The sequence below is a fragment of the Trinickia sp. genome, from assembly GCF_051953955.1.
In the GTDB taxonomy this organism is placed as follows: Bacteria; Pseudomonadota; Gammaproteobacteria; order Burkholderiales; family Burkholderiaceae; genus Trinickia.
The window spans coordinates 139,890-160,339 of the sequence record NZ_JBQCIF010000125.1; the positions used below are offsets into that span (position 1 = coordinate 139,890).

A 20,450-nucleotide genomic window follows, 5' to 3' on the forward strand; every position below is an offset into this window, starting at 1 on the left:
GACGGTGATGGGCGCGAGGCGAAGCGGGCGTTGAAGCGTCGGATGCCGAGCGCTGTGGCGAGGCGCGCGGTGCGGCGGGACATCGGCCGTGCTCGGCGGCCTTGGCGCGCTCGGGCGCGGGCGCTCGCGGCCGCCGGCCGCCGGGCGAGCAAGCAAGCGCCGAATGATGTGAAGTCATTCATAGCCGAGCCTGTGACTGAGAATGGGCGAGAAAAATAGCGCCATCGCCGCACCGACGACCTTGCCTTCGAGTTCGGCGGACGCCGCGTGCACGACATAGGTGTGTGCGAGCACGTCGATCAATTGCGGCGCGCAGTAGAGCGCGGCCGCGCCGATCGCGCATTTTTCGACGATGGCGATCGGCCAGCCCCGGCTGCGAGCCGTGACCGCGGCCAGCACGCGCAGCACGCCGAATATGACGAGCGCGCCTACGGCTGCTTGCTCGCGAATCAAGTAATCCGGAATGAACTCTCCCATGACCCTCTCCCTGATTTCTCGTTGTGCGAGAGCAACAACGCAAGGAGCGCGCCAACGATGCCCCGCGGGGCGGGCCATGCGGCTAAGAGTCTTGCCCGGCAAGGCTTTGAGCGTGTAGGTCGGGAGGCGTCGAGAAGGGCGGATGATCCGAGCCGCGCGGCTGGCGGCCCAAAGTGTTACGTCCGTGAACGTGACGTGTTACGGCGCCGCGGCGTCAACGCGCGGCTCGGAGCGACGGCGCCCGCCGCGCCCGGTAAGGCCCCCAGGCGGCGGGGACCTTGTGGGCTGCCTGGGGCTCGCTTCACCACTCGGCGACGCTGCCGTCCTCGTGGCGCCAAACCGGATTGCGCCAGCGATGACCGACCTTCGCCATCTCGCGCACCTTGTCCTCGTTCACGTCGATGCCGAGACCGGGGCCTTGCGGAATCGCGACGAACCCGTCGTTGTACTTGAACACCTCGGGGTTGCGGATATAGTCGAGCAAATCATTGCCTTGGTTGTAGTGGATCCCGAGGCTCTGCTCCTGAATGAACGCGTTGTAGCTGACCGCGTCGAGCTGCAAGCAGGCCGCGAGCGCAATCGGCCCGAGCGGGCAGTGCAGGGCGAGCCCGACGTCGTACGCTTCGGCCATCGCGGCGATCTTGCGGCATTCGGTGATGCCGCCCGCATGGGAAGCGTCCGGCTGAATGATGTCGACATAGCCGCCCGCCAGGATCGACTTGAAGTCCCACCGCGAGTAGAGCCGTTCGCCGAGCGCGATCGGCGTATTCGTTTGATTGACGATGTCGCGCAGCGCTTCGACGTTCTCCGACAGCACGGGCTCTTCGATGAACAGCAGTTTGTACGGATCGAGCTCTTTCGCGAGCACCTTCGCCATCGGCTTGTGAATGCGGCCATGGAAATCGACGCCGATGCCGACGTGCGGCCCCACGGCTTCGCGCACCGCGGCCACGTTGGCGATCACCTGCTCGACCTTGTCGTAGGTGTCGACGATCTGCACTTCCTCGGAGCCGTTCATCTTGAGCGCCTTGAAGCCGCGCTCGACGACGGCCCGCGCGTTGTTCGCGACGTCGTGCGGACGATCGCCGCCGATCCACGAATACACCTTGATGCGATCGCGCACGGCACCGCCGAGCAGCGCATGCACGGGTACGCCGTGATGCTTGCCGAGGATGTCCCATAACGCTTGATCGATGCCGGCGATGGCGCTCATGAGGACCGGCCCGCCTCGATAGAAGCCGGCACGGTACATGACCTGCCAATGGTCTTCGATGTGGCGCGGATCTTTACCGACGAGGTAGTCGGCCAGCTCCTGCACGGCGGCTTCGACCGTATGGGCGCGGCCTTCCACGACGGGTTCGCCCCAGCCGACGATGCCTTCGTCCGTCTCGATCTTGAGAAACAGCCAACGCGGCGGGACGACGAACGTCTCGAGCTTCGTGATTTTCATGGGCGCAGTCTCCTCCTCGACGATAGCAGCCGGCAGCAAGCGACGGTGCATCGATGCACCGGCGCCGCCGAAAACGCCATCGTACCTCAAAACGATTTGAAATACTATTAATACTATTAAATCGGATGGTTATACAGAGATTTTCGACACAGCGGGGGCCTGGACCCTTGCGCTTTGGCCAGCGCCCGCGATAATCGGCACGGGGCCGATGTGCAGCAGGTTCATCGCACATTCGTAGAGCCGCCGTGGGCGATCGCCCAAGCGCGGCCACTGTCCCACACCACCAGGGAGAGCAATGATTCAACGCGATTTGCACGGGCGTGTCGCCTATATGCTTGCGACGGCCATTTTGCGCGGCGATTACGCGCCCGGCGCCTTGTTGCCGCGCGAGGCGGAGCTAATGGCATCGTTCGGCGTGAGCCGCACGGTCTTGCGCGAGGCACTGCGGACGCTGACGTCCAAAGGGCTCGTCGAATCGCGGCCGAAGGTCGGCACGCGTGTGCGGCGGCGCAGCGCGTGGAATCTGCTCGATGCCGATTTGCTCGAATGGTATTCGCAAGTCGCCCCGCCGCTCGCGTTCGCGCTGAAGCTGCAGGAAGTGCGCGAGATGGTCGAGCCGTACGCGGCCGGGCTCGCTGCGCGCGCACATACGCCCGAGACGATCGATGCGCTCGAGCGTGCGCACGCGGCGATGGTCGCCGCGCGCAACGTCGACGAATGGGTGCGGGCCGATCTGCATTTTCATCTCGGCATCTTGACCGCGTGCAGCAACGAACTGTTGATGCCGCTCGGCGCGCTGATCGAGCGCACGCTGGAAGCGCAATTGCGGCTCAATGCGAAGCGGGCCGACGTCTTCAACGCCGCACTGGGTCAGCACACGACCGTGTTCGATGCGATTCGCGCGCGCCGCTCCGAGGACGCGCGCTCGGCCATGGCCGATTTGCTCGGCGTCACGCGCAAGCGGATCGAAGCGTAGGCGTTTTCGCGTCCGACGTCGCTTTCCACGCGACCGATACTCGGCGCTGCGTTTTCGGTATGCTGGCACCGTTCGGGATCTCGATCGGAGCCAGCGAATGCGCTATTTCATCGGTATCGACATCGGCACGCAAAGCACGAAGGCCTTGCTGACGGACGCCGCCGGCAAGATCGTGGCGCAGCATTCGAGCGCCTATCGTCCCGATACGCCGAAACCGCTCTGGGCGCAGCAATGGCCGAGCGTATGGTGCGAAGCCGTGGAGCGCTGCATCGGCGCCTGCACGCGAGCCGCCCGCGAAGCCGGCATCGGTGCGCACGAGATCGCGGCCGTCGCGATCAGCAGCCTCTACGGCGGCTCGGGCATTCCCGTCGACGACACCATCACGCCGCTGTATCCGTGCCTCATTTGGATGGACCGCCGGGCCACCACACAGGTCGAATGGGTTCGCCGCCACGTCGACGTCGCGCGCCTCGAGCAAATCACCGGCAACGGCGTCGACAGCTACTACGGCTTCACCAAAATGCTCTGGCTCAAGGAGCATGAGCCGCAGGTCTGGGCGAAGACACGTTATTTGCTGCCGCCGAACGCCTACCTTGCCTATTTGCTGACGGGCGAGATCGCCGTCGATCACAGTTCGGCAGGCAACATCGGCGGCGTCTACGACATCGAAGCGCGGGCATGGTCGCCGGAAGCGCTCGCGATGCTCGGCATTCCCGCCACGATGATGCCCGAGCGTCTCGTCGAATCGTCGGACGTCGTCGGCCAACTGCTGCCCCAGTGGTCCGAGCGGCTCGGGCTGGCCGCCGGCACGCCCATCGTCGCGGGCGGCGTGGACGCAGCCGTGGCGACCTTCGCGGCCGGCGCCGCGCAGGCGGGGCAGCACGTCGCCATGATCGGCACGAGCATGTGCTGGGGCTATATCCATCAACGCGTCGATGCGCGGCACGGGCTCGTCGCGATGCCGCACGTGCTGAACGGCCGGCGCGATCTCTACGTTTTCGGCGGCGCGATCAGTGCCGGCGCATCGGTCACCTGGTACCGCGACCAGTTCTGCCATGAAGAGTGCGAGGCGGCGCGGGCCACGCCGCACGGCGATCCGCATCGCTTGCTCGAGGAAGCGGCGCGGCGCGTGCCGGCCGGTGCCGACGGCATCGTATTTCTGCCGTATTTGATGGGCGAGCGCAGCCCGATCTGGGATGCGCGAGCGAGCGGTGCATTCGTCGGCCTGAACCTCGTCCACACGCGCGCGCATTTGTATCGCGCGGTGCTCGAAGGCGTGGCTTTCGCCCTGATGCACAACATCGAAGCGGGACGGCGCGGGGCCGATGCGCTGGACCCGCGCTTGATCGTCGTCGGCGGCGCGGCGCATTCGGACTTGTGGATGCAAATCATCGCCGACATCACGCGCTACCCCGTATTTACGATCGAACAAGACGTCGAGGCAGCGATGGGGGCGGCGCTATTGGCCGCGCTCGGCGTCGGTGCCGTATCGACCGAAGACGCCCAGCGCGGATGGGTAAGCCTGCGTGAGCGGGCGCGGCCGGATGAGGCTTCGCGCGACGTCTACGCGCGCCAGTTCGAGGTTTATAAGGCGCTCTATCCGGCGTTGATGCCGTCGATGCACCGGCTGCGGGAGGGGCAGGCGTAGGCATCATTCGTTTCGGACATGCGATCGATAAAATTGTAACGGTGTCTTGTCACGATCGTTTCACGCGACTACGATCGATGCGAACAAAACACCAGCCTATGTTGTGCATCGCACAACGTGTTTGCCTATGTCCGACGCATCTCTCGCCTCGAACGTCGTCCCGCACGCTCTCGCTTTGACACTCGACGCGCGCAATCCCGGCGTCCCGTTCGACGCTGCGTGGCTCGACGGCCTGCGCGTCAATCATTCCGCCGTGGAGCGGCGCACCGCCACGCTGGCCGCGCGGCGAGCGGTGAAGAAAGACGCACAGGCGGCATGGCTGCTCAAGGCCGTGACCTGCATCGATCTCACGACGCTGAACGGCGACGACACCGAAGGCCGCGTGCGCCGGCTCTGCGCGAAGGCGCGTCGTCCCGTGCGTGCCGACCTGATCGAGGCGCTCGGTCTCGCGCCCGATTCCGTCGCGACGGGGGCCGTTTGCGTCTATCACCGGTTCGTGGCCGCCGCCGCCGATGCGCTCGCCGGCTCCGGCATTCCCGTGGCCGCCGTCTCGACGGGTTTCCCGGCGGGCCTGAACCCGCATCGGCTCAAGCTCGAGGAGATCGCGCAATCGGTCGCCGACGGCGCGGCGGAAATCGATATCGTCGTCACGCGCGAGCACGTTCTCACGGGCAACTGGCGCGCGCTCTACGACGAGGTGCGCGATTTCCGCGCGGCATGCGGCGCGGCGCATTTGAAGGCGATTCTCGCGACGGGCGACATCCGCACGCTGACGAACGTTGCGAAGGCATCGATGGTCTGCATGATGGCCGGCGCCGATTTCATCAAGACGTCGACGGGCAAGGAAGGCGTCAACGCGACGCTCGACGTCTCGCTCGTCATGGTCCGGGCGATCCGGGAGTTTCGCGAGCGCACGGGCGCGCTCGTCGGCTTCAAGCCGGCCGGCGGCGTATCGACCGCGAAGGCCGTGCTCGCCTATCAGGTGCTGATGAAGGAAGAGCTTGGCCGAGAATGGCTCGAACCGTCGCTGTTCCGGATCGGCGCGTCGAGCCTGCTCGCCGATATCGAGCGGCAGCTCGAACACCATGTCACCGGCCGCTATTCGGCTTTCAACCGTCACCCCGTAGCGTGAGCGATTCGCGATGAGCGTTGCCGAATATTTTCAGACGATGGATTACGCCCCCGCTCCCGAGGACGATCGAGCCGCACGCGCTTGGCTCGCACACCACGACGCTTCCTTCGGGCATTTCATCGGCGGCGCGTGGCGCGCGGGCGCATCGGGCGAACGCTTGACGGTGCATGCGCCCGCGACCGGCGAAGCGCTCGCGCACGTGGCGCAGGGCGTGCCGGCCGATGTCGATGCCGCCTTCGCCGCGGCCCGCGCGGCGCAACCGGCGTGGCAATCGGCCGGAGGCGCACAGCGTGCGCGGCATCTGTACGCGCTGGCCCGGATGGTGCAGCGGCACAGCCGCCTGTTCGCCGTATTGGAAGCGCTGGACAACGGCAAGCCCATTCGCGAGACGCGCGATCTCGACGTGCCGCTCGTCGCGCGCCATTTTCTGCATCATGCGGGGTGGGCTCAACTGCAGGAAAGCGAATTCGCCGGATGGGCGCCGATCGGCGTCGTCGGCCAGATCGTGCCTTGGAATTTTCCGTTGCTGATGCTCGCGTGGAAGGTGGCGCCCGCGATCGCGCTCGGCAACTGCGTCGTGCTCAAGCCCGCCGAATACACGCCGCTCACGGCTTTGCTGTTCGCCGAGCTCGCGAGCCAAGCGGGGCTGCCCGACGGCGTGCTCAACGTCGTGACCGGCGACGGGCGCACCGGGGCGGCCGTCGCCGACCATCCCGCGGCCGACAAGATTGCATTCACGGGCTCGACCGAGGTCGGCCGCCTGATTCGCACGGCCACGGCCGGCTCGGGCAAGTCGCTGACGCTCGAGCTCGGCGGCAAGTCGCCGTTCATCGTTTTCGACGATGCCGATCTCGACGGGGCCGTCGAAGGCGTCGTCGATGCCATCTGGTTCAATCAAGGCCAGGTCTGCTGCGCGGGCTCGCGCCTGCTCGTGCAGGAGGGCGTCGAAGCGCGCTTTCTCGCGAAGCTCAAGCGCCGCATGGCGACGTTGCGCGTCGGGCCGTCGCTCGACAAGACGATCGACATGGGCGCGATCGTCGATCCGATTCAACTCGCGCGCATCGAATCGCTCGTCGAGCAGGGGCGAGCCGAGGGCTGCGACGTGTGGCAGCCCGAGCAGGTCGCGCTGCCCGCCGGCGCCGGCTCCTACTATCCGCCGACGCTAATTACGAATGTCGCGCCGGCCGATACGCTCGCGCGGGAGGAGATCTTCGGCCCCGTGCTGACGTCGATGAGTTTTCGCACCCCCGACGAAGCCGTCGCGCTCGCCAACAACACACGCTACGGATTGGCGGCAAGCGTTTGGAGCGAGACGATCGGTCGGGCATTGGACATTGCGCCGCAACTGGCGTGCGGTGTCGTTTGGGTCAACGCCACGAATCTTTTCGATGCGAGCGTCGGATTCGGCGGTTATCGCGAATCGGGGTACGGCCGCGAAGGCGGGAAGGAAGGCGCCTACGAGTATCTGAAGCCGGTTGGTTGGGGCACGGGGGCACTGCGAGACGTGCCGCCGGCAGCCGCCACGCCGCCCGGCCCGGCATCGGACGACGCCGAGCGCTCGGCTGGCCTCGGGTTCATCGACCGGACGGCGAAGCTGTTCATCGGCGGCAAGCAAGCGCGGGCCGACGGTGGCAATTCGCGCGCCGTCCATGCGCCGAGCGGTGCGTTCGTCGGGGACGTGGCCGACGGCAACCGCAAGGACGTGCGCGACGCGGTGGCTGCCGCGAGAAATGCCGAGAAGTGGTCGCAGACGAGCGGCCATGCGCGCGCGCAGATCCTCTACTACTTCGCTGAGAACCTCTCCGCGCGCGCCGACGAGTTCGCTCACCAACTCGTTCGGCGCACCGAATGCGACGAAGGCGCGGCCAGGCGCGAGGTCGATGCGTCGATCGCGCGGCTGTTCACGTACGCCGCATGGGCCGACAAGTTCGACGGCGCCGTGCACACGCCGCCGCTGCGCGGCGTCGCGCTCGCCATGCACGAACCGCTCGGCGTCATCGGGATTGCGTGTCCCGACGAGGCGCCTTTGCTCGCGCTGATCTCCTTGATCGGACCGGCGCTTGCGCTCGGCAATCGGGTCGTCGTGCTCCCGAGCGAGGCCTGCCCTTTAATGGCGACCGATCTTTATCAAGTCGTCGAAACGTCGGATGTACCGGCCGGGGCGCTGAACATCGTCACCGGCGCGCGCGCGGCACTGCTCCCCGCATTGGCGAAACACGACGACGTGGATGCGCTTTGGTGTTTCGGCCGCGCGGCCGAATCGAAGCTCGTCGAGCACGAGTCGATCGGCAATCTGAAGCGCACGTTCGTGGATTACGGGCGCAGGCTCGACTGGTACGCTCGCACGAGCGAAGGCATGGTTTTTTTGCGTCAGGCGGTGCAAGTCAAAAACATTTGGATTCCCTACGGCGACTGATGCGTTGCGCACGGCCGGTGGCTCGCGGCCAATGCGACGCGCTAGTCATCGAATCGAAAACGAATCGACGAAAGGAGACAACACCCGTGCTGAAACACCTCGATCCGTTGCTCAATGCCGACGTCCTCCATGCGTTGCGCGCGATGGGGCACGGCGACGAAGTCGTCGTGTGCGACGCCAACTTCCCCGCCGATTCCGTGGCGCGCGCTACCGTGCTCGGCAAGCTGCTGCGCATGGACGTCGATGCTGCCCGCGCCGTGCGCGCGATTCTCTCGGTGCTGCCGCTCGATACGTTCGTCGAAGCACCGGCCATGCGGATGGAGGTCGTAGGCGACCCGCATGCATTGCCGGCGGTTCAGCGCGAGGCGCAAGCGGAAGTGGACGCCGCCGAAGGGCGCGCCGTCCCGTTTGCGCCGATCGAACGTCACGCGTTCTACGCTCGCGCGCGCAAGGCGTACTGCGTCATCGCAACAGGCGAGACGCGCGGCTACGGCTGCTTCGTCTTTACGAAAGGCGTGATTCTGGCGCCCGACGCGCCGCTCGGCTCGAACGCCGTGCAGCCCGCGGAGCGCGGCAAATGAGCGGGCGCGTCGTCATCCTCGGTATTTACGTGACCGACCTCGCGTTTCGCGCGGAGCGCATGCCCGTGATCGGCGAAACGATCGCGGGCTCGGCGTTCGCGATGGGGCCGGGCGGCAAGGGTTCGAACCAGGCGGTGGCTGCAGCCCGGGCGGGCGCCGATGTCGTGTTTTGCACGCGCCTCGGCAATGACGCGTTCGGTGCGATCGCGCGCGAAACGTGGCGAGCGGAGGGCATTACCGCGCGCGCGAGCATCGCCGAGGGGATGGCGACGGGGGCGGCCCACATCTTCGTCGATGCGGCGACGGGCTCCAATGCGATCATCGTCGCAGCGGGGGCGGCAGGCACGCTCGGGCCTGCCGACGCGGAAGCGATCGAAGCCGACATCGCTGCCGCGCAAGTGTTCGTCACGCAGTTGGAGCAACCCGTCCTGGCGGCGCGCCGCGGCCTCGAGCTCGCGCGCCAGCACGGCGTGACGACCGTGCTGAACCCGGCACCCGCGTTGCCGTTGCCGGACGACATTTTTCCGTTGTGCGACTACGTGACCCCGAACGAGACCGAAGCGGCGGCGCTGACGGGCATCGAGATCGCCTCGCCCGACGATGCGCGCCGCGCGGCCGACGCGCTGCTGGCCAAAGGTGCCGGCGCAGTGATCGTCACGCTCGGCGAAACCGGCGCACTGCTGCACTCGCCGACGCAATCGGTGCTCGTGCCGGCGTTTCGCTGTGGTTCTGTCGTCGAGACCGCGGGCGCCGGCGATGGCTTCACGGGCGGCTTCGCCGCGGCCCTGGCTCGCGGCGACGGCCCCCTCGCCGCGGTTCGCTTCGGCTGCGCGCTCGCGGGCATTTCGGTGACGCGCGCGGGTACCGCGCCCTCGATGCCTACGCTGAGCGAAGTGAACGCGCTGCTCGGCGCGGGCTCGGCCGTATCGGCATAGGGGCGGAACTCGGCACTCGGCCGAAGTCAAGCATCTGGCATCACGCTTTACGCATCACGTTTCGCGCATCACGGATAACGCCTTACGTTTCACATTGGGTACGTCTATGAAAGGCTCGTTCGTCATCGGCAAGTGGTTCGGCGACAGGCAGTTGAATTTTCTGCTCGGCGTGAACGCGCTCGTCGTGGTCGTTGCCGTGTGGCTCTCGCATGGGCAGTTCGTCGACATCGACAATCTGCAGTCGATGGGTTCGCAACTGCCTGAAGTCGGCTTGCTTGCGCTCGGCATCATGTTGTCGATGCTGTCGGGCAACGGCGGCATCGATTTGTCCGGCGTGGGCCTTGCCAATCTATCGGGCATGATCGCCGCGCTTCTCGTGCCCAAATGGGTAAGCGGCGACGACTCCCCCGTGCTTTATACGACGCTCTTCAGCGTGATCGTCGTCGCGATGGGGCTCGTCGGCGGGTTGATCAACGGCCTCGTCATCGCCCGGCTGCGGCTGACGCCGATCCTCTGCACGCTCGGCACGCAGCTTCTTTTTACGGGCTTTGCGGTGGCGCTGAGCAACGGCGCTTCGGTTCACGTCGATTACGTCGAGCCGCTTGCCGACATCGGCAACGGCGCGGTGTTTCAGGTGCCGATTTCGTTTTGCATCTTCATCGCGGCGGTCGTTTTCCTCGGCTGGCTCTTGAAGCGCACGCCGTTCGGGCTGCGGCTCTACCTGATGGGCACGAACCAGCGCGCAGCGTTCTATGCCGGCATTGGGCGCGAGCGCATGCTGATCGCGACTTACACGATGTGCGGCGTGCTCGCGTCGCTAGCCGGGCTCGTCAGCGTGTCCCATACGCTCAGCGCGAAGTGGGACTACGGCAGCTCGTATCTGTTGATCGCGATCCTGATCGCCGTGATGGGAGGCGTGAATCCGGCAGGCGGATACGGCCGCATCGTATGCGTCTTTTTCGCAGCCACGGTGCTGCAGCTGCTCTCTAGCCTGTTCAATCTGCTCGGCGTTTCGCAGTTCTTCGGCGATTGCACCTGGGGCTTTTTGCTCCTCGTCTCGCTCGCATTCGCGGACGGCGAGCCAATCCGGTCGATCTTTACGTTCGGACGCGCAAGCGCGCCGCCGCGCCCACCGGGCGGCCAAGGCGGCGCGAGCGGGTGACGGCTGGCCAGGCATCGCAAACGAGTTCGGTAGTCGGTGGACGTCTAGCCTCGGGCGGCCGCCGGCACAAACTAGAGGCACGGCGGAACACGGAAGGAGACAACGCAGATGAAGCTGAAACGAACGAGCCTCGCGCTCGCGGCTTGCGCGCTCGGCGCGGGCGTCATTTTTGCCGCGCAGGCGGCAACCAATGAAACGATCGTCACCGTGGTGAAGGTGACGGGCATCAGCTGGTTCAATCGAATGGACGAGGGCGTGAAGGAGTTCGCGAAGGAGAACCCCGGCATCACGACCTATCAGACGGGGCCAGGGCAAGCCGATGCCGCGCAGCAATTGCGGATCATCGAAGATCTGATCGCAAAGAAGGTCAGCGCGATCGCCGTCGTGCCCTATGATCCGCCGACGCTCGAGCCGGCGTTGAAGAAGGCGATGGATCGCGGGATCAAGGTCGTCACGCACGAAGCCGACAACGAGAAGAACACGATGGTCGACGTCGAGGCGTTCGACAACAGCGCTTACGGCGCCGCGCTCAACGATCGGCTCGCGAGCTGCATGCATGACGAAGGCAAGTGGGCCACGTTCGTCGGCTCGCTCGGCAGCCGCTCGCAAGTGCAGTGGGCCGATGGCGGCATCGACAACGCGAAGAAGAAGTACTCGAAGATGCAGCTCGTCGAGAAGAACATCGAAACGAACAACGACGGGGAGCATGCCTACGAGCAGGCGAAGGAAGTATTGCGCAAGCATCCCGACATCAAGGGCTTCCAAGGTTCGTCGTCGCTCGACGTGCTCGGCATCGGCCGTGCCGTCGAGGAAGCGGGGCTCGTCGGCAAGGTCTGCGTGTACGGCACCGGATTGCCCACGGAAGCCGGCAAGTACCTCGAAAGCGGAGCGATCAACGGCATCGCATTCTGGGACCCGAAGCTCGCGGGCCTCGCGATGGACAAGATCGCGAAGCGGTTGCTCGACGGCAAGACCGTGCAGAACGGCGACAACCTAGGCTTGCCCGGCTATGAGAAGGTGACCGTGACGAAGGGGCCCGGCAAGGGCATCATCGTGCGCGGCCAGGGCTGGGTCAGCGTCGACAAGTCGAACTACAAGCAATACAACTTCTGACGAAGAAGCCAAGGCGCGAGCGATCGTCGATCGTCGACCGTCGATCGTCGATCCGCTCGCGCCGCGTGGATTTCGATTTGAGCGGAAGCACGGCAATGAGCGACGAACGAGTTTCGGATCCCTTTCTGCAGGTGGTGGGCGTGCATAAGCGCTTCACCGGCGTGCACGCGCTGCGCGGCGTGACGCTGACGTTCGCGCGCGGGCAGATCTATCACCTGCTCGGCGAGAACGGCTGCGGCAAGAGCACGCTGATCAAGATCATCTCGGGTGCGCAGCCGCCCGACGAAGGGCAGATCGTCGTCGAAGGCGAACGCCATGCGGCGCTCACGCCGCTCGAAGCGCTCGCGGCCGGCATCGAGACCGTCTACCAGGACCTCTCGCTGTTGCCGAACATGAGCGTCGCGGAAAACGTCGCGTTGACGTCCGAACTGGCCGAGCACGGCGGCCGGCTCGCGCGCACGTTCGACCGGCGCGAATTGGCGCGGCGCGCGGCGCGCGCGCTCGAATCGGTCGGCCTACCGTTCGATGCGGCATTCCAAGACACGCTCGTGGAGACGCTGCCGTTGGCGACGCGGCAACTCGTCGCCATCGCGCGTGCGATCGCGAGCGAGGCCAAGTTCGTCATCATGGACGAGCCGACGACCTCGCTCACGCAAAAGGAGGTGGCCAATCTCATCGCCGTTTTGACGGCTTTGCGCGCGCAGGGCGTGACGGTTCTGTTCGTGAGCCACAAGCTCGACGAATGCTATGCGATCGGGGGCGAAGTGATCGTGCTACGCGACGGCCGCAAGGTCGCGCAGGGCCCGATCGCCGACTACACCAAAGCGCAATTGAGCGAGCTGATGACGGGACGCGAGCTCGCGCACGCGCGGTACCGAGCGCACCCGCCCGAGACCGCCGATATCGTGCTCGCCGTGCGCGGGGCGGGCCGCGCGCGGCAGTTCCGCGACGTGTCGTTCGCATTGCGGCGCGGCGAGATTCTCGGCGTAACGGGATTGCTCGATTCGGGACGCAACGAGCTTGCGCGCGCGCTGGCTGGCGTGGCGCCGTTCGATGCCGGCACGGTCACGCTCGATGGCAGGCCGATCGTGCTGTCGACGCCGGCCGATGCGAAGCATCATCGGATCGGCTACGTGCCGGAGGACCGCTTGGGCGAGGGGCTCTTTCTCGACAAGTCGATACGCGACAACGTGGTGACGGCGATGATATCGAGCCTGCGCGACCGTTTCGGCCAGCTCGATCGCAAGCGCGCGCAAGCACTCGCGCAGCGTACGGTGACGGACCTGCAGATCGCGACGCCCGACATCGACAAACCCGTGCAATCGCTGTCGGGCGGAAACCAGCAGCGCGTGCTGATCGGCCGCTGGCTCGCGATCGATCCGCGCGTGCAGATCTTGCACGGACCGACGGTCGGCGTGGACGTCGGCTCCAAGGACATCATCTATCGCATCATGCAGTCGTTGTCCGAGCGCGGCATCGGCATCGTGCTGATCAGTGACGACTTGCCCGAATTGCTGCAGAACTGCGATCGGATTTTGATGATGAGCAAGGGCCGCGTCACCGCGGAATACGAGGCGGCGGCGCTGACCGAGGCCGAGCTGTATCGCGCGCTGCTCGCGCAAGCGGCTTGATTGCCGGATGAAGGACGAAGCAACGATGAATCAGACGATGAGTTCCACCGATCCCGTCGACGTAGCAGGAAAGCGCCGAACCCCCGACTGGCGAGCGAAGCTCGCGCGCCGGCCCGAATGGCTGCCGGGCGGCCTGATCGTGCTCTCGTGCATCGTCGTCGCCGCGATCAACCCGCGCTTTCTGCAATGGGCGACGCTGTTCGATCTGCTCCATTCGGCAACGACGACGTCGTTGTTCGCGCTCGGCACGCTCGTCGTGCTCGCATCGGGCGGCATCGACGTGTCGTTCACGGCGATTGGCGCGCTGACGATGTATTCGATCACGAAAGCCGTGTTCGCCTGGTGGCCCGATGCGCCGTTCTGGCTGATCCTCGCCACGGGAGCCGTGGGCGGCGTGCTGCTCGGTCTCGTCAACGGCTGGCTCGTGCACCGGCTGAAGGCGCCGTCGCTGATCGTGACGATCGGCACGCTCTATCTGTACCGCGGCATTTTGCTCACCTTCGTCGGGACGACGTTCTTCATGAACATCCCGCACAGCATGGACCGCTTCGGCCGCATCCCGCTTCTTTCCTACCGCACGATGGACGGCCTCGACGCCGTGCTGCCGGTCTCGGTGCTCGCGCTCGCCGCGGCTGCCGTGGTCACCTGGTGGCTGCTGAATCGAACGATGATGGGGCGGGCCGTCTACGCGATGGGCGGAAGCCTTTCGATCGCCCAGCGGCTCGGCTACAACGTGCGCGCCGTTCAATTGTTCGTGTTCGGCTATACGGGCATGCTCGCGGGCATTGCCGGGATCTTGCACGTATCGAACAATCGGCTGGCGAATCCGTTCGACCTCGTCGGCTCCGAGCTCGACGTGATCGCCGCCGTCATTCTCGGCGGCGCGCGCATCACGGGCGGTAGCGGAACCGTGCTCGGCACGCTGCTCGGCGTCGCGCTCGTCACATTGGTCGACAACACGCTGATCTTGGTTGGCGTGCCGAGCACTTGGCAGAAGGTCATCGTCGGCGCTTTCATTCTCGTGGCCGGCGTGCTGTTCTCGCTGCGTAGGCGCGGTTGAGGCGCTAGAGCGCGCCGCGCCGGCGGCGCAATTCTTGCCCCTTCTCCGTGATGATCGAATCGAATTCGTCGACCTGCGAGAATCGCACCGCCTTGACCACCCCGAATTTGCTCGTATCGGCGACGAGATGACGCTCGACGGCGCTCGTCATCGCCGCCTGCTTGATCGCCACCTCATGAAAATTCCAGCAAGTGACGCCGCGTGCCGTGTCGATGCCGCCCGCGGAAATGAATGCCTTGTTGATGCCCATGCGGCGCAGCATGTCGAGGCTTTCGTCGCCGGTGAACGAATCCGACGAGGGGACGTAGACGCCGCCGAGCAGAATCATCCGCACGTTCGACATGCGCCGCAAAATCTCCGCGATATTCAACGAATAGCAGACCACGGTGATCTGCACATCGGCCGGGATCAGACGGGCGAGCGTGGTGAGTGTCGTGCCGCAATCGATGAAGATCGTCTCGCTATCGGCGATGAGCGCGGCCGCGTGCGCCGACGCTTGCGCCTTCGCTTGTGCGAAGTGGTCCTGCTCTTGCTCGAGCGAGTAGCCCGCCGCATTCGGCACGTTGGCCGCGCTGACGATATAGCCGCCCAGATAAGTGAAGCGATCGGGATGGGCGGCGATGTCGCGCCGCACGGTCATCTCCGACACGCCGAGCAGTGCGGCTGCGTCGCGCAAGCGCATGACGTTTTGTTTGGCGAGCGCATCGGCAAGGGCGCGCAGGCGATCGGTTTTGAGCATCGATTTTATAAGAGCCGCCGCGAAGGCTGAAAAGGCCGCGAATGCGACGCGTTATATTTCTAGCGGATGGGTGAGCGGATTATAACAAGCGGAAACACTCGAGCGCAAAGCGTTCCAGAGCTCTCGGCGATTAAAAGCACACAGCGGTTCATCATCGCCGTAGGCCAACCTGTAACGTGTCCCTAATTTAAATTGGCAAGAAAAGCGAAGCTTCGATCGAAACGACGAAAAACAAACGTTTACGCCAACGTTTGCGCGATTCGTAAACGTTTTCTTCGTTAGGGTTTAGGAGTGCTTCAGATTCTGCGCGCAGTCGCCGTTATACCGGACGTGGTTACGAAGGAATATCCGAAAATGGGATTGCCTGTACTTGTCGTGGACGATTCGACGCTCGCCCGCCGACTGCTGATCAATGCCTTGCCAGAGGCATGGGACGTCGAGATTACTCAGGCGGCCAACGGGGCGGACGCTGTCACGGCGTACCGAGAGGGGCGCGCGTCGGTGATGTTCCTCGATTTGACGATGCCCGGCATGACCGGTTTCGACGTGCTCGAGACCGTGCGCTCCGAGGGGCTCGACAGTTTCATCATCGTCGTTTCCGCGGATATTCAGCCGGAAGCGAAAGCGCGCGTGAAGGCGCTCGGCGCCGTTGCTTTCATCGACAAGCCGATTTCGAGCGCGAAGCTGCTGCCGGTCCTGAAAGAGTACGGATTGTATGAGTGAGCACATCCTCACTGAAGACCAGCGCGACGCGCTGCAAGAGATCGCGAACATTGGCATGGGCCAAGCGGGCGCGCGTCTTGCCGCGTTGCTCGGACGCTTCGTGCACCTGTCGGTGCCGCGCATCCGAATGGTCGACACCGATACGCTGCCTTCGGCCGTGCGCGACATGCTCGACTTCACGGAGCCCGTGACGGCATTGCGTCAGAGCTTTCGCTGCGAGATCGCCGGCGAGGCGATTTCGCTGTTCGACAGCCGCTCGGCCGCCCACATGAAGTTCGTGTTCCGTGCGGACGACGAGCAGCAGGACCTGCATGGCGAAGACATGTCGGATGCCGAGGTGTTGTCCGACGTCGCGAACTTGATCGCCGGGGCTTGCTTGACGGGCTTGTTCGAGCAGCTCGGGCAATTGCCGACGTTCACGCCGCCGCGCTTGATCGGCGAGCAACTCGATCTCGAGGAAGTGCTGCATCCGTCCAAGCTGCCTTGGGATCGTGCGCTGCTCCTCGAAGTCAACCTGCAGACGGAAGACGGCGTGTTCGGCTCCCATCTGCTGACGCTGATGACGGCCAAGGCCGTTCAGTCGCTCGTGACGGCGCTCGACGGCTTTCTCGCCAACCTCTGAATTTATCGAAGCAGCAGATGGACATTCCCGGCACCGCTCGCTTGAGCGAACTTGCACTGGAACGTGTCGGACTCGGCATTTTCGCTGTCGATCGCGACTATCGCATCGTCCTGTGGAACCGCTTCATGGACGAGCATAGCGGACTACCCGCGGCGCAAGCGATCGGGCGCAGCTTCTTCGATTGCTTCCCCGACTTGCCGCGCGCCTGGCTCAAGCGCAAGTTCGACACCGTGTTTCTTTTGCACAGCGGCTCGTTCTCGTCGTGGCAGCATCGGCCGTGGCTGCTTCCGTTCGAGCACGACTGCCCGATCACGGGCTCGCTCGACCTCATGCAGCAAGATTGCTCGTTCATGCCGCTGATCGAGAACGGCGAGGTCGTCGCTGTTTGCGTGACGATCGCCGACGTGACCGAGCTTGCGGTCGCGTGGAAAGAGCGGGAGGCCGCACTGGAAGCGCTGCGCGACTCGTCGGAGCGCGACGCGCTGACGGGACTCTACAACCGCCGCCACGTCGATCGCCGTTTGGCGGCCGAGTACAACAGCTGGATGCGCCACCACGATCCGTTCGCGGTGCTGCTGTTCGACATCGACCACTTCAAGCGGATCAACGACACGTATGGCCACCCGACCGGCGATGCCGTGCTGCGCAGGATCGCCGCGACCGTGTCGCCGCAACTGCGCAACAGCGACATCCTAGGCCGCTACGGCGGTGAGGAATTCATCGTCATCCTGCCGCATTGCGACGAACCGGGCGCTGCGGTCGTGGCGGAGAAGATCCGCCATGCGATCGAAGACGATGCGCTCGAAGTGAGCTCGGGGCCGTTGAGGGTGACGGTGAGCGTGGGCGGCTGCGTTGCCGTCGATGGCTTGACGGGCGCCGCCGCGCTCGTGGCCGAGGCCGATCAGGCGCTGTACGACGCCAAGCACGCCGGGCGCAATCAGGTGTGCGTCGTGCATCACGCGTGAGGTCGCGCGTGATGTCGCGTTCGACGTCTCGCTAGATCGATGGGCCGTCCGCGGCGAGCCCGGGGCCGCTGCCCCGATTTCCCGCCGTATCGCCTCGTCTCCCTCTTCTTCGTTTCAATGGCCTTCCGAGCGGGCGGCGATCCAGTCCATCGCCGCGAACAGCACGCCTGAGACGATGAACGTCAGGTGCAGGATGACGAGCCAGCGGACGCGCGCTTCGTCGAGCGGGATGTCTTGCTCCGTGAGGCTCATGAACGCACGCAGCAGCGAAATGGCCGAGATCGCGACGATCGAGCCGATCAGCTTCATTTTCAAGCCCGAGAAGTCGAGCGTACCCATCCAGCTCGGGCGATCTTCGCTATCGCCCGTATCGATCTTCGAGATGAAGTTTTCGTACCCGGAAAAAATCACGATGACGACGAGATTGGCCGCAAGCGACAGGTCGATCAGCGACAGCGTCGCGAGGATGATCTGCTCCGGCGTCGCGTGCAGCACGCCCGTCAGCGCATGCACGAGTTCCTGGACGAACGCGACCAGCAGCATGGCGAGCGAGAAGACGAGGCCGACGTAAAACGGCGCGAGCAGCCAGCGCGATTTGAACAGAGAGAACTCGAGCAGTTTTTCCAAGGGCTTGCGTTGATGCATGGGGCGTTGTTCCTGTTATTGTGCGGGCATCGATCGTGCATGCCGCGACCTATGCCGAACGAAACCGCAATTTTACATTTTCCTTGTGGTCGGCTCGTGACGCTCGGTGCCGCCGGCTCGGCGTCCTTGTTTTTGCCGGTGTCGATGCCGATGTTGGGGGCGCCGGCAATGGGGCGCCGGTGGAGCGCCGGCGATGGGCCGTCTTGCGGGGCATGCGGGCGGCCGCCGCGCGGCGAAGGGTAGGTAGGTTCAACGCTCTACGGGCTTCTCAATCCGAACACCGCCACGCCGTTCGTTGCACCGACATACACGTGCCCACGCGCGATCATCGGCGTGATGAACTTGTTGCCCGGGCCGAACGTGTCGCGCGTTCCGGCCTGATTGCTGTTGTAGAGCTCCTGGCTCAGATTGGCTGCGTTGAACGCGTGCAGCGCGCCGACACTACCGTTCTCCGCTGCCCAGACGATCGCGTTTTGCGCGCCGTTTGCCGAAATGCTCGGCGTCGCGCCCGGGTAAGGAAACGTGCCGGGGCTTTGGGAACTCGGCGCGCTCGCCAGCCGCGCCGCGGTGATCGGAAACGCCTTCAGGTTGTCGCCGACGGCGCCGTAGTAGACGACGTTGCCGTAGTAGGCCGGCATGCCGAACACTCCACCGCCCAGTTGACCGTCGATTTCCTGCCAAATCGCGTTGTGCGTGCCGTTGAACTTGCCCATGGCATCGCGATCGACGACATAAATCTTCGAATCCTTCCCGGCGCCCACGGCGAGATGCCGAGTGGTGCCGCCTGCATCGACGAGATCAGGCAGCACGAGCGCCCCACCGGAGCCAAGATCGACATCCTGCGTCGACTGGGAAACCGTATTGAACGGCGCGAAGTAATCGGCGACGGACAGTGTTGGCGACGTCGCCAGCTTCACGAACGTATTGCCGTAGTCGCCGCTCGCCGGAAAGCCGCTGCCGTTCAGCGTCGTATCGAACGTGCCGTTGGCGTCGAGAAAATAAAGCGCGCTGCCATCGGACGCCATGCCCGCACCGCTCATCCACACCGAGCCTTCGCTGCCGTTCGGCGTCAGATCGATCGCACTCGTTTGCGCGAGCGTGGCGGCGCTGTACGCCATGACCCAACCGCCATAGGCGCCTTGATCGCAGTGAGAAGTCCAAGCGAGGTAGAGGGTGCCGTTCACGAGTGCGAGCGCTTGCCGCTCCGCATACTGTCCGGGTGCGAAGACGTCGACGCCGTTCGTGCTGCCGGCCCCGTTGCCGGGATAGGTCGCCGCGATCTCCGTTGGGCCGCCGAGCATTTCCTCACCCGTGGCCAGATCGAGCGCGTGCAAGCGCTGGTGGTAGGCGCCGTTCGTATCCTTGCTCATCGCGACCGCGTAGATCACGCCGTTTGCGCCGCGCGTGCGATCGATGACCGGAGTCGACGTCACGCCGATCTCAGGGGTGATCTGCGAGCAATTTCGGTTGTCGCTCGTCGTCTCGCCGCTGCCGAGCAACGAGCGATGCCAGAGCACGGCGTGCGTATCGGCATCGAAGGCGTACAGGCTATCGTGCTCCGTTGCCACGTAGACGACGTCGTGCGCCGCGCCGTTCAGCGAGACGTGGCCGGCGAAGAGCGGCTGAGCGTCGACTTTGCCGTCGGCCGAGAGGAAGGCGACCTTGCCGAACTGTGTCGCGTTGACGTTGGCTGGCGTGAGGGTCGTCTCGGCCAAGTATTGGCCGGTGCGGGCGATGTCGTTGTGATAAGTGAGGACGTCGGCGGCGGATGCCATGTTGCCGGTCGAGCCGCCGGAGCCGCTTCCCGTTCCGCCCGCGCTGCCGCCGCCGGCACCGCTGCCGTTGTCGCCGCCGGAGCCGCCGCTGCAACTGCCGCACGATGCGCACACTCCCGCGAGGAGGCCGACTAGCGCAGCGTACCTAACGGTGATGGACGCCGAACGAATGCTTCGCTTCCCGTCCATGAGCTTCTCCGAGAGGCCGATAGGCTCGAGGTGCAGCATATCTCGTGCCGAAGCGTTGGCTCCGCCGGGAGAAGACGGATTCGATGAGCTGCACGGTTTAGGGTATCGCCGCGTGCCTCGTATTGGAGAAAGGCTATGCGCGAAACGCCGCATGACATACGACGAATGACTGTCCGGAAAAGCCAATCAATGGTCGGGTGGGGTGGCCGAA

The 20,450-nt window shown here is 65.0% G+C and carries 18 protein-coding genes; 13 read left to right on the plus strand and 5 right to left on the minus strand.

The window, feature by feature from the left end:
- Nucleotides 1-174 precede the first annotated feature (174 nt).
- Nucleotides 175-477: a hypothetical protein gene (locus ACTHNZ_RS23715; protein WP_440545029.1), complete on the minus strand. Its 303-nt coding sequence runs from the start codon at nt 475-477 to the stop codon at nt 175-177.
- A gap of 301 nt (nt 478-778) precedes the next feature.
- On the minus strand, nt 779-1,927 hold the full coding sequence (dgoD, locus tag ACTHNZ_RS23720) for a galactonate dehydratase (protein WP_440545030.1): 1,149 nt from the start codon (nt 1,925-1,927) through the stop codon (nt 779-781).
- 295 nt (nt 1,928-2,222) lie between these two features.
- On the opposite strand from dgoD, the gene ACTHNZ_RS23725 reads away from it, so the two are divergent.
- The 10 genes from ACTHNZ_RS23725 to ACTHNZ_RS23770 all read left to right on the plus strand — a co-directional run bounded on the left by ACTHNZ_RS23725 (nt 2,223) and on the right by ACTHNZ_RS23770 (nt 14,581).
- Nucleotides 2,223-2,903: a FadR/GntR family transcriptional regulator gene (locus ACTHNZ_RS23725; protein WP_440545031.1), complete on the plus strand. Its 681-nt coding sequence runs from the start codon at nt 2,223-2,225 to the stop codon at nt 2,901-2,903.
- A 97-nt stretch (nt 2,904-3,000) separates the two neighbouring features.
- Entirely contained in the window at nt 3,001-4,551 is a 1,551-nt protein-coding gene (locus ACTHNZ_RS23730) for an FGGY-family carbohydrate kinase (RefSeq protein WP_440545032.1), read from the plus strand.
- 127 nt (nt 4,552-4,678) lie between these two features.
- Nucleotides 4,679-5,683, plus strand: a complete 1,005-nt coding sequence (gene deoC, locus ACTHNZ_RS23735) for a deoxyribose-phosphate aldolase (protein ID WP_440545033.1) — start codon at nt 4,679-4,681, stop codon at nt 5,681-5,683.
- 10 nt (nt 5,684-5,693) lie between these two features.
- Nucleotides 5,694-8,099 (plus strand): aldehyde dehydrogenase family protein, encoded by a 2,406-nt coding sequence (locus ACTHNZ_RS23740; protein WP_440545034.1) that lies wholly within the window; start codon nt 5,694-5,696, stop codon nt 8,097-8,099.
- An 86-nt stretch (nt 8,100-8,185) separates the two neighbouring features.
- A complete protein-coding gene (locus ACTHNZ_RS23745; protein ID WP_440545035.1) occupies nt 8,186-8,680 on the plus strand; it encodes an RbsD/FucU family protein in 495 nt (164 codons plus the stop codon).
- Nucleotides 8,677-9,615, plus strand: coding sequence for a ribokinase (gene rbsK / locus ACTHNZ_RS23750; protein WP_440545036.1), 939 nt, complete (start codon nt 8,677-8,679; stop codon nt 9,613-9,615). Before ACTHNZ_RS23745 ends, rbsK begins: the two co-directional genes overlap by 4 nt.
- Before the next feature lie 106 nt (nt 9,616-9,721).
- Nucleotides 9,722-10,777: an ABC transporter permease gene (locus ACTHNZ_RS23755; protein WP_440545037.1), complete on the plus strand. Its 1,056-nt coding sequence runs from the start codon at nt 9,722-9,724 to the stop codon at nt 10,775-10,777.
- 108 nt (nt 10,778-10,885) lie between these two features.
- A complete protein-coding gene (locus tag ACTHNZ_RS23760; RefSeq protein ID WP_440545038.1) occupies nt 10,886-11,890 on the plus strand; it encodes an autoinducer 2 ABC transporter substrate-binding protein in 1,005 nt (334 codons plus the stop codon).
- A 95-nt stretch (nt 11,891-11,985) separates the two neighbouring features.
- Nucleotides 11,986-13,521, plus strand: a complete 1,536-nt coding sequence (locus tag ACTHNZ_RS23765) for a sugar ABC transporter ATP-binding protein (protein ID WP_440545039.1) — start codon at nt 11,986-11,988, stop codon at nt 13,519-13,521.
- Between the two features lie 25 nt (nt 13,522-13,546).
- Nucleotides 13,547-14,581, plus strand: a complete 1,035-nt coding sequence (locus tag ACTHNZ_RS23770) for an ABC transporter permease (protein ID WP_440545040.1) — start codon at nt 13,547-13,549, stop codon at nt 14,579-14,581.
- Nucleotides 14,582-14,585: 4 nt separating this feature from the next.
- On the opposite strand, the gene ACTHNZ_RS23775 is transcribed toward ACTHNZ_RS23770, so the two are convergent.
- Entirely contained in the window at nt 14,586-15,320 is a 735-nt protein-coding gene (locus ACTHNZ_RS23775) for a DeoR/GlpR family DNA-binding transcription regulator (protein ID WP_440545041.1), read from the minus strand.
- Nucleotides 15,321-15,674: 354 nt separating this feature from the next.
- Here ACTHNZ_RS23775 and ACTHNZ_RS23780 point away from each other — a divergent pair, with 354 nt between their 5' ends.
- Genes ACTHNZ_RS23780 through ACTHNZ_RS23790 form a run of 3 tightly spaced genes read left to right on the plus strand, consistent with a single transcriptional unit; the run spans nt 15,675 to nt 17,630 of the window.
- Nucleotides 15,675-16,043 carry a response regulator gene (locus ACTHNZ_RS23780; RefSeq protein ID WP_440545042.1) on the plus strand — a complete coding sequence of 123 codons (369 nt, stop codon included), beginning with the start codon at nt 15,675-15,677 and terminating at the stop codon, nt 16,041-16,043.
- Nucleotides 16,036-16,665, plus strand: coding sequence for a chemotaxis protein CheC (locus ACTHNZ_RS23785; RefSeq protein WP_440545043.1), 630 nt, complete (start codon nt 16,036-16,038; stop codon nt 16,663-16,665). Before ACTHNZ_RS23780 ends, ACTHNZ_RS23785 begins: the two co-directional genes overlap by 8 nt.
- A 17-nt stretch (nt 16,666-16,682) precedes the next feature.
- Nucleotides 16,683-17,630, plus strand: a complete 948-nt coding sequence (locus ACTHNZ_RS23790) for a sensor domain-containing diguanylate cyclase (protein WP_440545044.1) — start codon at nt 16,683-16,685, stop codon at nt 17,628-17,630.
- A gap of 114 nt (nt 17,631-17,744) precedes the next feature.
- Here ACTHNZ_RS23790 and ACTHNZ_RS23795 read toward each other — a convergent pair whose 3' ends face one another.
- Nucleotides 17,745-18,275: a TIGR00645 family protein gene (locus ACTHNZ_RS23795; protein ID WP_440545045.1), complete on the minus strand. Its 531-nt coding sequence runs from the start codon at nt 18,273-18,275 to the stop codon at nt 17,745-17,747.
- Between the two features lie 257 nt (nt 18,276-18,532).
- A complete protein-coding gene (locus tag ACTHNZ_RS23800; RefSeq protein ID WP_440545046.1) occupies nt 18,533-20,239 on the minus strand; it encodes a pyrrolo-quinoline quinone in 1,707 nt (568 codons plus the stop codon).
- Nucleotides 20,240-20,450 lie beyond the last annotated feature (211 nt).